The 12639-nt window shown below is 52.0% G+C and carries 8 protein-coding genes, 5 tRNA genes and 3 rRNA genes; 10 read left to right on the plus strand and 6 right to left on the minus strand.

Features of this window, described 5'->3' with window-relative positions; all coding sequences use genetic code 11:
- Positions 1-156: 156 nt before the first annotated feature.
- The 9 genes from PTW35_RS02865 to PTW35_RS02905 all read left to right on the plus strand — a co-directional run bounded on the left by PTW35_RS02865 (position 157) and on the right by PTW35_RS02905 (position 6674).
- The gene (locus PTW35_RS02865) at positions 157-813 is read left to right on the plus strand and encodes a tellurite resistance TerB family protein (protein ID WP_281026461.1); all 657 of its coding nucleotides are present in this window, start codon (positions 157-159) and stop codon (positions 811-813) included.
- Between the two features lie 305 nt (positions 814-1118).
- A 16S ribosomal RNA gene (locus PTW35_RS02870) occupies positions 1119-2670 on the plus strand.
- Between the two features lie 175 nt (positions 2671-2845).
- Positions 2846-2921 (plus strand) — tRNA-Glu (locus PTW35_RS02875).
- A 1-nt stretch (position 2922) separates the two neighbouring features.
- Positions 2923-2998 (plus strand) — tRNA-Lys (locus PTW35_RS02880).
- A 30-nt stretch (positions 2999-3028) separates the two neighbouring features.
- A tRNA-Val gene (locus PTW35_RS02885) sits at positions 3029-3104 on the plus strand.
- 30 nt (positions 3105-3134) lie between these two features.
- Positions 3135-3210: transfer RNA gene (locus PTW35_RS02890), tRNA-Ala, on the plus strand.
- Between the two features lie 258 nt (positions 3211-3468).
- Positions 3469-6355 (plus strand): 23S ribosomal RNA (locus PTW35_RS02895).
- An 84-nt stretch (positions 6356-6439) separates the two neighbouring features.
- Positions 6440-6555 (plus strand): 5S ribosomal RNA (gene rrf / locus PTW35_RS02900).
- The 16S, 23S and 5S rRNA genes sit together here with 5 tRNA genes alongside, the layout of an rRNA operon.
- A 42-nt stretch (positions 6556-6597) precedes the next feature.
- Positions 6598-6674, plus strand: a tRNA-Asp gene (locus PTW35_RS02905).
- A 447-nt stretch (positions 6675-7121) separates the two neighbouring features.
- Here PTW35_RS02905 and PTW35_RS02910 read toward each other — a convergent pair.
- From PTW35_RS02910 to PTW35_RS02930, 5 genes are all read right to left on the minus strand, one after another.
- A complete protein-coding gene (locus tag PTW35_RS02910; RefSeq protein WP_039462956.1) occupies positions 7122-7466 on the minus strand; it encodes a hypothetical protein in 345 nt (114 codons plus the stop codon).
- 91 nt (positions 7467-7557) lie between these two features.
- Entirely contained in the window at positions 7558-8757 is a 1200-nt protein-coding gene (locus tag PTW35_RS02915; protein WP_281026462.1) for a multidrug effflux MFS transporter, read from the minus strand.
- 103 nt (positions 8758-8860) lie between these two features.
- Positions 8861-9160, minus strand: a complete 300-nt coding sequence (locus PTW35_RS02920; RefSeq protein WP_281026463.1) for a hypothetical protein — start codon at positions 9158-9160, stop codon at positions 8861-8863.
- A gap of 143 nt (positions 9161-9303) precedes the next feature.
- Positions 9304-10335 (minus strand): 2,3,4,5-tetrahydropyridine-2,6-dicarboxylate N-succinyltransferase, encoded by a 1032-nt coding sequence (gene dapD, locus PTW35_RS02925; protein WP_281026464.1) that lies wholly within the window; start codon positions 10333-10335, stop codon positions 9304-9306.
- A gap of 272 nt (positions 10336-10607) precedes the next feature.
- Positions 10608-10907: a YebG family protein gene (locus tag PTW35_RS02930; protein ID WP_281026465.1), complete on the minus strand. Its 300-nt coding sequence runs from the start codon at positions 10905-10907 to the stop codon at positions 10608-10610.
- Positions 10908-10990: 83 nt separating this feature from the next.
- Between PTW35_RS02930 and PTW35_RS02935 the strand changes: the two genes are divergently transcribed.
- Positions 10991-11677, plus strand: coding sequence for a DNA-3-methyladenine glycosylase I (locus tag PTW35_RS02935; RefSeq protein WP_281027423.1), 687 nt, complete (start codon positions 10991-10993; stop codon positions 11675-11677).
- On the opposite strand, the gene PTW35_RS02940 is transcribed toward PTW35_RS02935, so the two are convergent.
- Entirely contained in the window at positions 11674-12594 is a 921-nt protein-coding gene (locus PTW35_RS02940) for a LysR substrate-binding domain-containing protein (protein ID WP_281026466.1), read from the minus strand. The genes PTW35_RS02935 and PTW35_RS02940 overlap by 4 nt on opposite strands.
- Positions 12595-12639: the final 45 nt, after the last annotated feature.

A 12639-nucleotide genomic window follows, 5' to 3' on the forward strand; every position in this document is an offset into this window, starting at 1 on the left:
CTTTACTTTTGTATTCACTTCATATTCATCCCTGCCAATCTAGGCTACGTATTGTTGATATCGCCATTCTTTATCAGGCGATAGTCTCACTTCTTTTTCCTGCTTTTTTATTGAGTTTTTAGTGAATGCTTGAAGATGTATGCAACGGGAGGGGGTATGAAAACCATGATGGATAAATTGTTGGGCGAAGCAAGTAAATATCTGGAGAGAGGAAAGGCGCATTCAGGTATACAGGCTGGGGCGTCGAGCGACTTGCTCAAAGGAGCATTAGGCGGTGGGTTAGTCGGTGCGCTTTTGGGCAATAAGAAAACCCGTAAACTCGCAAAAAAATACGGTACCCAAGCAGCGGCTGTCGGGGGAACGGCGTTGGTGGGGACGTTGGCTTACCAGGCTTACAAAAAATGGCAGCAAGATGAATCTGTGCCAGTGACATCTGCAACGTCGGAACCTGCTTTCCAACAGCAACTGGATGACAAAGCTGGTTTACTGCTTCAGGCGATGGTATTTGCAGCCAAAGCGGATGGGCACATAGACGTTCAGGAACGAGCCGCCATCGCGAAATGGGCCGCCGAGAAGGATTTTGGGGGTGATAGCGAGACCGCTATTTTGCGCTGGGTCGATGCGCCGTTGGATCCCAATGCACTTAGCCAGCAGGTGGATAATATGGCTTTGGCATCGGAAGTCTATCTGGTTTCTCTTCTAGCAATAGATGTAGACCATTTTTTGGAGCGGGCTTACCTCGATGAGCTGGCCAAAGCATTGGAATTACCTGCAGAGCTGGTAACGCGAATAGAAGAACAAGCTGAGGGGTAGTTTGATATTTCCGCTAGTAGTGTGCTTATTGGTCAATAAATGTTCGGTTGATTCGTTTTGACAAAATAATTGAATTTATAGTGTTGCCAAACCCAATCAAGTCTCTATAATGCGCCTCCGTTGTCACGGCAAAGCACTGAATCAGAGCGGTTGTGGCAAACATTGTTCTTTAACAATTTGACCATGCAATCTGTGTGGGCACTCGTGAAATGATAGTCAAAAAGATTTATCAGTGAGCTGAGTGACCAAATTGATACTTCGGTATCAGCACAGTCAATTTATCAGTAATCACTGAGCCAAAACTTTAATTGAAGAGTTTGATCATGGCTCAGATTGAACGCTGGCGGCAGGCCTAACACATGCAAGTCGAGCGGCAGCGACATAACTGAACCTTCGGGGGACGTTATGGGCGGCGAGCGGCGGACGGGTGAGTAATGCCTGGGAATATGCCCTGATGTGGGGGATAACCATTGGAAACGATGGCTAATACCGCATAATCTCTTCGGAGCAAAGAGGGGGACCTTCGGGCCTCTCGCGTCAGGATTAGCCCAGGTGAGATTAGCTAGTTGGTGAGGTAAGAGCTCACCAAGGCGACGATCTCTAGCTGGTCTGAGAGGATGATCAGCCACACTGGAACTGAGACACGGTCCAGACTCCTACGGGAGGCAGCAGTGGGGAATATTGCACAATGGGGGAAACCCTGATGCAGCCATGCCGCGTGTGTGAAGAAGGCCTTCGGGTTGTAAAGCACTTTCAGTTGTGAGGAAGGCATTGTCGTTAATAGCGGCAGTGTTTGACGTTAGCAACAGAAGAAGCACCGGCTAACTCCGTGCCAGCAGCCGCGGTAATACGGAGGGTGCGAGCGTTAATCGGAATTACTGGGCGTAAAGCGCATGCAGGCGGCTTGTTAAGCCAGATGTGAAAGCCCGGGGCTCAACCTCGGAATAGCATTTGGAACTGTCAGGCTAGAGTCTTGTAGAGGGGGGTAGAATTTCAGGTGTAGCGGTGAAATGCGTAGAGATCTGAAGGAATACCGGTGGCGAAGGCGGCCCCCTGGACAAAGACTGACGCTCAGATGCGAAAGCGTGGGGAGCAAACAGGATTAGATACCCTGGTAGTCCACGCCGTAAACGATGTCTACTTGGAGGTTGGTGTCTTGAACACTGGCTTTCGGAGCTAACGCGTTAAGTAGACCGCCTGGGGAGTACGGTCGCAAGATTAAAACTCAAATGAATTGACGGGGGCCCGCACAAGCGGTGGAGCATGTGGTTTAATTCGATGCAACGCGAAGAACCTTACCTACTCTTGACATCCAGAGAACTTTCCAGAGATGGATTGGTGCCTTCGGGAACTCTGAGACAGGTGCTGCATGGCTGTCGTCAGCTCGTGTTGTGAAATGTTGGGTTAAGTCCCGCAACGAGCGCAACCCTTATCCTTGTTTGCCAGCACTTCGGGTGGGAACTCCAGGGAGACTGCCGGTGATAAACCGGAGGAAGGTGGGGACGACGTCAAGTCATCATGGCCCTTACGAGTAGGGCTACACACGTGCTACAATGGCGTATACAGAGGGCTGCCAACTTGCGAGAGTGAGCGAATCCCAGAAAGTACGTCGTAGTCCGGATTGGAGTCTGCAACTCGACTCCATGAAGTCGGAATCGCTAGTAATCGTGGATCAGAATGCCACGGTGAATACGTTCCCGGGCCTTGTACACACCGCCCGTCACACCATGGGAGTGGGCTGCACCAGAAGTAGATAGCTTAACCTTCGGGAGGGCGTTTACCACGGTGTGGTTCATGACTGGGGTGAAGTCGTAACAAGGTAGCCCTAGGGGAACCTGGGGCTGGATCACCTCCTTAACGATATGACTGCGTTTTATGCAGTGTCCACACAGATTGCTTGGTCGAAAAGTAGAGAACATGTTCAGGTACCCAAACCTGAAAACACTTGTGTTTCGGTATGATGTCGCTTCTCGCAAGCTCGTCGCTCCGCTTACACAAAGTTAGCGAAACATATTTCGCTGACAAACTTTGTGTCCCATTCGTCTAGAGGCCTAGGACACCGCCCTTTCACGGCGGTAACAGGGGTTCGACTCCCCTATGGGACGCCACGGGTCGTTAGCTCAGTTGGTAGAGCAGTTGACTTTTAATCAATTGGTCGCAGGTTCGAATCCTGCACGACCCACCATCTTCTCCTTTGAAGATGTAAAACATCGGAGGGCGATTAGCTCAGTTGGGAGAGCACCTCCCTTACAAGGAGGGGGTCACTGGTTCGAGCCCGGTATCGCCCACCACTCTTTCTTCTTGAAAGACACCATTTCGATGGGGCTATAGCTCAGCTGGGAGAGCGCCTGCCTTGCACGCAGGAGGTCAGCAGTTCGATCCTGCTTAGCTCCACCACTCTCTAAAAACATTCTTGTGAGTGTGTTTAGAAAGTGGATGTCGAAAGACAAACACATGCTCTTTAACAATCTGGAAAGCTGACTAGTAAATTCAATCGATAGATTGATTTATTTTGTTCTTCTTTATGAAGAACGAGTTCTCAAGCAACACACATTCAAGTGTCTTGTGTAAGAGTCCGGCGAAACACAGTTCATCACAACTCAGATGAACAACCTTGGTTGTTGAGCCATACGAACAGACCCCTTGGGGTTGTATGGTTAAGTGACTAAGCGTACACGGTGGATGCCTGGGCAGTCAGAGGCGATGAAGGACGTGCTAACCTGCGATAAGCCAAGAGAAGATGGTAAGAATCACTATACTCTTGGATTTCCGAATGGGGAAACCCAGCTGCATAAGCAGTTATCGTAACGTGAATACATAGCGTTGCGAGGCGAACCGGGGGAACTGAAACATCTAAGTACCCCGAGGAAGAGAAATCAACCGAGATTCCGGCAGTAGCGGCGAGCGAACCCGGATTAGCCCTTAAGCTAGTTTTGCGTCAGGTGAATGTGCTGGAAAGCACAGCGATACAGGGTGATAGCCCCGTAACCGGTAGCGCATTATCAGTGAAAACGAGTAGGACGGGACACGTGTTATCTTGTCTGAAGATGGGGGGACCATCCTCCAAGGCTAAATACTCCTGACTGACCGATAGTGAACCAGTACCGTGAGGGAAAGGCGAAAAGAACCCCTGTGAGGGGAGTGAAATAGAACCTGAAACCGTGTACGTACAAGCAGTAGGAGCCCTTCGGGGTGACTGCGTACCTTTTGTATAATGGGTCAGCGACTTAATTTTAGTAGCAAGGTTAACCGATTAGGGGAGCCGTAGGGAAACCGAGTCTTAACTGGGCGTACAGTTGCTAGGATTAGACCCGAAACCAGGTGATCTAGCCATGGGCAGGTTGAAGGTGAGGTAACACTTACTGGAGGACCGAACCGACTAATGTTGAAAAATTAGCGGATGACTTGTGGCTAGGGGTGAAAGGCCAATCAAACCTGGAGATAGCTGGTTCTCCCCGAAAGCTATTTAGGTAGCGCCTCGGACGAATACTACTGGGGGTAGAGCACTGTTAAGGCTAGGGGGTCATCCCGACTTACCAACCCTTTGCAAACTCCGAATACCAGTAAGTACTATCCGGGAGACACACGGCGGGTGCTAACGTCCGTCGTGGAGAGGGAAACAACCCAGACCGCCAGCTAAGGTCCCAAAGTTATAGCTAAGTGGGAAACGATGTGGGAAGGCTCAGACAGCCAGGATGTTGGCTTAGAAGCAGCCATCATTTAAAGAAAGCGTAATAGCTCACTGGTCGAGTCGGCCTGCGCGGAAGATTTAACGGGGCTAAGCTATACACCGAAGCTGCGGCAATGCATTTTATGTATTGGGTAGGGGAGCGTTCTGTAAGCGGTTGAAGGTGCATCGTAAGGTGTGCTGGACGTATCAGAAGTGCGAATGCTGACATGAGTAACGATAAAGGGAGTGAAAAACTCCCTCGCCGGAAGACCAAGGGTTCCTGTCCAACGTTAATCGGGGCAGGGTGAGTCGACCCCTAAGGCGAGGCCGAAAGGCGTAGTCGATGGGAAACGGGTTAATATTCCCGTACTTCTTACTATTGCGATGGGGGGACGGAGAAGGCTAGGTGGGCCTGGCGACGGTTGTCCAGGTTCAAGGGTGTAGGCTGTAATCTTAGGCAAATCCGGGATTACTTAAGGCTGAGACCCGATGTCGAGGCACTACGGTGCTGAAGTCATTGATGCCATGCTTCCGGGAAAAGCCTCTAAGCTTCAGATAGTAAGGAATCGTACCCCAAACCGACACAGGTGGTCGGGTAGAGAATACCAAGGCGCTTGAGAGAACTCGGGTGAAGGAACTAGGCAAAATGGTACCGTAACTTCGGGAGAAGGTACGCTGCCGGCGGTGAAGAGACTTGCTCTTGGAGCTGCTGGCAGTCGCAGATACCAGGTGGCTGCAACTGTTTATTAAAAACACAGCACTGTGCAAAATCGAAAGATGACGTATACGGTGTGACGCCTGCCCGGTGCCGGAAGGTTAATTGATGGGGTTAGACTTCGGTCGAAGCTCTTGATCGAAGCCCCGGTAAACGGCGGCCGTAACTATAACGGTCCTAAGGTAGCGAAATTCCTTGTCGGGTAAGTTCCGACCTGCACGAATGGCGTAATGATGGCCACGCTGTCTCCACCCGAGACTCAGTGAAATTGAAATCGCAGTGAAGATGCTGCGTACCCGCGGCTAGACGGAAAGACCCCGTGAACCTTTACTACAGCTTGGCACTGAACATTGACCCTACATGTGTAGGATAGGTGGGAGGCTTTGAAACCAGCACGCCAGTGTTGGTGGAGCCGTCCTTGAAATACCACCCTTGTAGTGTTGATGTTCTAACGTCGCCCCGTTATCCGGGGTGCGGACAGTGCCTGGTGGGTAGTTTGACTGGGGCGGTCTCCTCCCAAAGCGTAACGGAGGAGCACGAAGGTGGGCTAATCACGGTCGGACATCGTGAGGTTAGTGCAATGGCATAAGCCCGCTTGACTGCGAGAATGACGGTTCGAGCAGGTGCGAAAGCAGGTCATAGTGATCCGGTGGTTCTGTATGGAAGGGCCATCGCTCAACGGATAAAAGGTACTCCGGGGATAACAGGCTGATACCGCCCAAGAGTTCATATCGACGGCGGTGTTTGGCACCTCGATGTCGGCTCATCACATCCTGGGGCTGAAGTCGGTCCCAAGGGTATGGCTGTTCGCCATTTAAAGTGGTACGCGAGCTGGGTTTAGAACGTCGTGAGACAGTTCGGTCCCTATCTGCCGTGGGCGTTGGATGATTGAGAGGGGCTGCTCCTAGTACGAGAGGACCGGAGTGGACGAACCTCTGGTGTTCGGGTTGTGTCGCCAGACGCATTGCCCGGTAGCTAAGTTCGGAATCGATAACCGCTGAAAGCATCTAAGCGGGAAGCGAGCCTCAAGATGAGTCATCCCTGAACCTATAAGGTTCCTGAAGGGTTGTTGGAGACTACGACGTAGATAGGCAGGGTGTGTAAGCGTTGTGAGGCGTTGAGCTAACCTGTACTAATTGCCCGTGAGGCTTAACCATACAACACCCAAGGGGTTTTAACGGACTCCATGAGCACTTGAATGTAGTGCGAGAACATCAGCTTTCGAGATTGTAAGAATTTTGCTTGGCGACCATAGCATTATGGACCCACCTGATCCCATGCCGAACTCAGCAGTGAAACGTAATAGCGCCGATGGTAGTGTGGGGCCTCCCCATGTGAGAGTAGGACATCGCCAGGCTTCCAATTTAGATTATCGTGCTGAACACACGGTGATTTGAGTGGAGCGGTAGTTCAGTTGGTTAGAATACCGGCCTGTCACGCCGGGGGTCGCGGGTTCGAGTCCCGTCCGCTCCGCCACTTATTAAGAAACCTCAGTCGAAAGGCTGGGGTTTTTTGCTATCTGACGCTCCCGAAAGTGCTGTGCACTTTTTCGCGGGCCGGGATGCCGGACCATCGATTCCCGTCCGCTCCGCCACTTATACTAAGCCCGAGTCGAAAGACTCGGGCTTTTTTACGTCTGTCGGATATGTTCGCCTTGCAGGCGAATGAGTCCCGCTGGAGCGCCAGCCCGGCCGTTCCGCCACTTATTAAGAAACCTCAGTCGAAAGGCTGGGTTTTTTTGCTATCTGACGCTCCCGAAAGTGCTACGCACTTTTCGCGGAACTAGGCGTCCCCGCCGCAATGTCGGCGCGTTGAGTCCCACTGGAGTGCCAGCCCGTCCGCTCCGCCACTGATACTAAGCCCGAGTCGAAAGACTCTGGCTTTTTTACGTTTACAGCTAATGTTCGCCATTCGATGAGTGGATCAATAGCCGCGATCTAGCAGGCCATAGCTAGAACTTGACTGGTTATCTTGGCATTCATCGGGATAGCCCGGGTTGATGACGGTACCGACGGTGTGCTTCCCGCTGCAATAGTCAAACCGTCCCTGCAGGTAGCCGGCACGGTATTTTTCATAGTCAGTTTCTGAGTAGGCGCCGTGTTTCCCTAACTCTGCCTGGTTCCACTCCCGGTAGCCTTGCTCACCGTGGTAGGCGCCGAGCTCTTCCCATTGCTTGTTGTTTGCAAGATTGGCTTCATATTGGCTGGTGCAGGCGCTGACAAGGACAAGCAAGAGACTCAATAAGAAAAAACGTATAAACCTAGCCATGGTTATTCCTCTATCAACGACGCGGAGGGACCCAAACTGCAGATTGTGTGGGGGCCGTTTGAAACAGATGGCAATTTGGTTTAATTATGGTTTATCCGTTGAGAGTTGCCACTGCGCGGCGACCGCTTTCGCTCAGTGTCCCCAGTATTGCCAGCAGTAATCCTAATCCGGCACCAATGATCATGATCCCGCCCAAGTGCCAGGCCTGGCTGATCCCTAGCTTCAACAGCCCGTTGCTCAGCAATGAGGCAAATACCATCTGGCAGGCACCGGATAAGGCGGAGACTGTGCCTGCTTTATTGCCATAAGGGACGAGCAGCAGTGACTGGGCGCATGGAAAGGCGATACCGTTGGCCATCGCCATCAGGAAGTGGCCGCTGACCATCCAGATAGGCGACAGCGGAGCGGCGATTAACACCGAGCCAGCAACAAGGTGAAGCAGCGGTGAGAGCATTAACATTTTTTGTGTTCCCAACCGGGGACGAAGCCTCTGGCATACCAAGCCTCCGCATAACAACCCAAATGCCGGCCCCATTGCCCATAGGGCATAGCGCTCGGAGGACATCCCTATCTGCACCTGCATGATAAAGGGCATCATGGAGATAGAAAGCACAACCAGCGAGAAGTTGACCCAGCCGATCCCGGCAAAGGAAAGGAAGTGCAGCTCTTGGAGCAACGATAGGTAGGATTTTGCCAATTGGCCGACCGACTGGGGAGCCTGGGTGGCCGATAGGGTTTCGGTGAAGCACACTAGCAATAGCAGCCAGACGATAGCGATATAACCGAGCAGTATGGCAAAAACGGCTAGCCAGCCAAAATGGTGGTTCACAATACCGCCCACCACAGGGGCCATGATAGGAGTGAAGGCGGCAACAATTGCCACCCAGGTCATGGCTTTGACCAAGTCTTGCCGTTGGTAACTATCACGAATAGTCGCGCGGGCCAAGACGGCGACACTGCCGGCACCTACCCCTTGAATAATTCGGCCAAGCAGCAGCCAATGAAACGAATCGGCACACAGAACGGCAACAGCCAGCCCTGATACGGCAATCAATAAACCCGCGAGTAGGACCGGTCTACGGCCAAGTACGTCGGATAATGGGCCGTAGACAAGCTGTGAGGTGCCGAAGCTGAATAAATAGCCCGAAACCAGAAGTTGGACTTGCTCGGAAGAAAGCTGGAGTGAGTCAGCAACGGCAGGGAGGGCGGGAAAGACCAACCCTAAGCTCAATTGGCCGATACTGACGATCAAGCATGCGAGTAATAGCGGTTTCCAGTTAAAATTTGCCATCTTCCCCCCCCTCTGGTTAACCGATTAATTATGCACGGTTAGGAGGGGAAGAATAAGCAGCGCGGGCTTAATGGATTATTTCCTGGCTGGAACGAGCACTGAGTTACTTGTTGATGGTATAGGTGAACGGGTTAGAAAAAGAAAACTTGCTGCCGCTGGTCTGTACTTTGCCTTGCTTCATGGCTATCAGCACTTCTTTTTGTACTTTGACCAAAGAGAAGAAGCGGATCACCATGAAGACGATAAACACCGGCATGATGATCTGTGTGACTGGCATGATATGCAGCACCATTTCATTAATCAGCCATGTCGCAAGCATCAGCAGCATCACATACAGTGAGTGGGGTTTGAGGACAATTTTTACTTCGTTGTCAGTCTCTGCCCGTTCAAAGAAAAACGCCATTTATCTCTCCTTGTGTTTGTTTGCCGATACCTTCTCACAAACGGAGATAGGAAGGAGGTCGAAGTTGTAAGGGATAGTAACAAGGTCGCGCTAATAAGCGCAGCTAAAAAAAACGCCTCCGAGGAGGCGTTTTTTACAGGCGATTAGTTGTTGCTGTGCAATTCGCTGTTCAGCTCTACCGCTGATTTGTTCGCCAGACATTCGATCTGGCCTGTCATGGAGTTGCGGCGGAACAGCAAATCAGACACGCCAGCTAGATCGCGCGCCTTGACCACTTCGACTTCCTGACCGCTCTTGTCCAGCATGCGTACTTTCGAACCTGCGGTTACGTACAGGCCTGATTCGATCGTACAGCGATCACCCATCGGGAAGCCTAGGCCGGCATTGGCACCCAGCAGGCTGTTTTCACCGATGGAAACAACCACTTTGCCGCCACCAGATAGCGTGCCCATGATAGAAGCACCACCACCGATGTCCGAGCCGTTGCCGACCACAACGCCTGCGGAAATACGGCCTTCAACCATACTTACGCCAGTTGTGCCAGCGTTGAAGTTGATGAAACCTTCATGCATAACGGTTGTGCCTTCACCCACGTGTGCACCCAGGCGAACGCGAGAAGTATCAGCAATACGAACACCTGTTGGTACCACGTAGTCGACCATTTTAGGGAACTTGTCGACACAATCGACAGTGATCGTTTCGCCGTTCAGGCGAGCTTCCATTTGGCGCTCTGCCAGCTCCGGTAGATCGATTGGACCTTGGTTGGTCCACGCGATGTTGTGCAGCAGGCCGAAAATGCCGTCCAGTACCACACCGTGAGGCTTGACCAGGCGGTGAGAGATAAGTTGTAGCTTCAGGAAGCCTTCAGCAACAGAAGCAGGCGCTTCGTCAGTAGCAAGGATCACAACAACCAGCGGTTGCTCTGATGCTGCTGCTTTGGTTGCGAAGTTTGCACTGGCTTCTTCACCGGCTGCACTGAAAGCTGCTGCAAGATCGGCGCACTGGGCAGCCGTGACTTCGATAGCTTGATTACCTTCCTTGTAATCGACGATAGCGGCAATGGCATCTACTAGCGCGTCGGCTGGGTTTAGGATAGGGGTTGGGAAAAACGCCTCGATGATTTTGTTATCGCGGTTTTTGGTTGCAGTACCAAGGGCTAGTGAAAAGCTGGCCATTACTGTTGGTTCTCCATGTCAAAGTAATTTATGCCGGACCTCTGGGTCGGCAAAGTGTGATGAACCCATCATAAAGACACTTGCGCCGTTATTGAAGGGGGCAGGAGACGATCGGTGAAAAATGATGAAATAATAACAATACAGCACGGCTATCGCTGTCGAGGATTTGGTCGCCGGAATATCAAGCTAGGGCCGGGCGATTTAGCGTGGGAAGCAATAAAAAACCTCCTTGAAAGGAGGTTTGTCATGAAGAATGTTGGCAGGCTTAGTGATTAAGCTGCTGCATCATCCTGTTGCTCGGCGACAAGCTCAGGCTTTACCGCTTTTTTCTTCGGAGCCGCTTTCTTTTTCGCTCCCAGTGCAACTAGCACGTCTTCACGTTTCTGTGCCAAGAATAGCGAAAGCTCTTCTTGCTTGGCTTCATCCTCGAAAAGTTCACTCTCGCTTAGCAAAGTAAACATCTCGTCCGCCATATCTAGCATCTTGTCGTATGCGTCGGCTTCGGACTTAGAGGTGAAAGTCATCTTTTCTTCTCCGTTGCGCTCAACTACATATTTGACGATAACAGCCATGGTCACCCTCTCCCGAAATTGATTTACTGGCTGTTTATACAGTAGCATTAAGGGCAATGTCCAGTGATAAGCGTGTTAATGTGATGGCTAGAGAAAAATTTTCGCAAATATATGCCCGAGCCGCGGAGCGGAAGGGGGGAAAGGGTGTGCTAGAGGGCATGTTGGCAACCCCATTGTCCGCTGGGCAGCTCAAGCAGATCGGTGATGATCGCTGGCTGGCGGCGTTTACCCAGAAAGTGTTCCAGTCCGGGATCAGCTGGCAGGTGGTGCGCAACAAATGGCCCAACTTCGAAGAGGTGTTTTTCGGTTTCGATATCGAGAAGATGCTGCTGATGCCAACGGAAATGTGGGAACGAAAAGCGACTGATCCGGCTATCATACGCCACCTAGCCAAGGTGATGACGATTCCCGACAATGCCCAGATGATCCACGAGGCTGCACTCGAGCACGGTTCCTTTTCGGCGATGGTTGCCGATTGGCCGCAGGATGATATCACGGGTCTGTGGCGTTACCTGAAAAAACACGGCAAGCGCTTGGGGGGCAATACCGGCCCCTACACTTTGCGCATTATGGGCAAAGATACCTTTATCCTCAGCGGTGATGTCGAAGCTTACCTGCGCCAGGGCGGCATCATTGACGGTGGGCGTGACACGCAAAAATCCTTGGCGGCAGCGCAATCTGCTTTTAGGGATTGGCAGCAGGAGTCTGGCCGACCGCTGTGTCAGATCAGCCAGATCATTGCATTTAGCGGCGGGGATAACCGCGTTTAATCATCTGCAGAGTTGCGGTTGTACTGGCAAAGCGGTGAATTCCACTGCTGGCAGAACGCGATAAACAGTTTAAGCAGTGGGCTCTGGTACTTCTCCTTGTGGTAGAGCAGCCAGTATTGGCGCTGCATATCGAGTGGCAGTGGCAGGATGGTCAGGCGGTTGTCCTTGACGGCATGCTCCACCGCGCGTCGGGAAAGCAGGGTCAGGCCGAGTCCTGCCGCCGTGCAGTTGATAATGGCTTCGGTGTTGTTGAGTTCAAACGCCTGATGCCAGTTTTCCAGCCTCGGTGCGAGGCGGCCAAGGAAATACTCCCGGGTCCCTGAGCCCGGTTCACGCAGTATCCACTCGCTGTGTTCAAGATCGCTCAGGCTGAGCTGCTCTGCTTTTGTCAGCGGGTGCTCGGGGTGGCAGGCAACGACCATTTCGTCACCCAGCCAAGGTATCACCGCGAGGTTATCGGCTTGCACCTTGCCTTCGACCAGGCCTATATCCAGTTCAAACTCGCCCAGCATGTGGCAGATCTGGGCGGTATTGGCAATAAATAGGCTCTGATCGCAATGGCCCGAGTCATGGCGGAAGTCCCGCAGCAAAAACGGGGTGACCTGGTTGCCAACGGTATCGCTTGAGCCGATTTTCAATTTGCCGGTTACCGGCCCTTCCTGGCTAAACAGTTGCTCGATATCTTGGCTGCGTGCCAGTAACTCATCGGCTAATGGCAGCAAGCGTTTGCCTTGTTCGTTGATGAGCAGACGATTATTATTGCGGTCAAACAACTTGTGCCCGAGCTGCTTCTCCAGCTCGGAGAGTGCCATGCTGACCGCGGGCTTGGAGAGGAACAGTTTTTCAGCTGCCGCGGTAATGGTTAGCTCCTGGGCAACCGTGACAAACACTTTCAATTGGCGTAGGGCGATATTCATTGTATTGGCTCTTGTTCTGCTTTTCTTAACTATACATTCAATATA

The sequence above is a fragment of the Photobacterium sp. DA100 genome (genome assembly GCF_029223585.1).
Lineage (GTDB): Bacteria > Pseudomonadota > Gammaproteobacteria > Enterobacterales > Vibrionaceae > Photobacterium.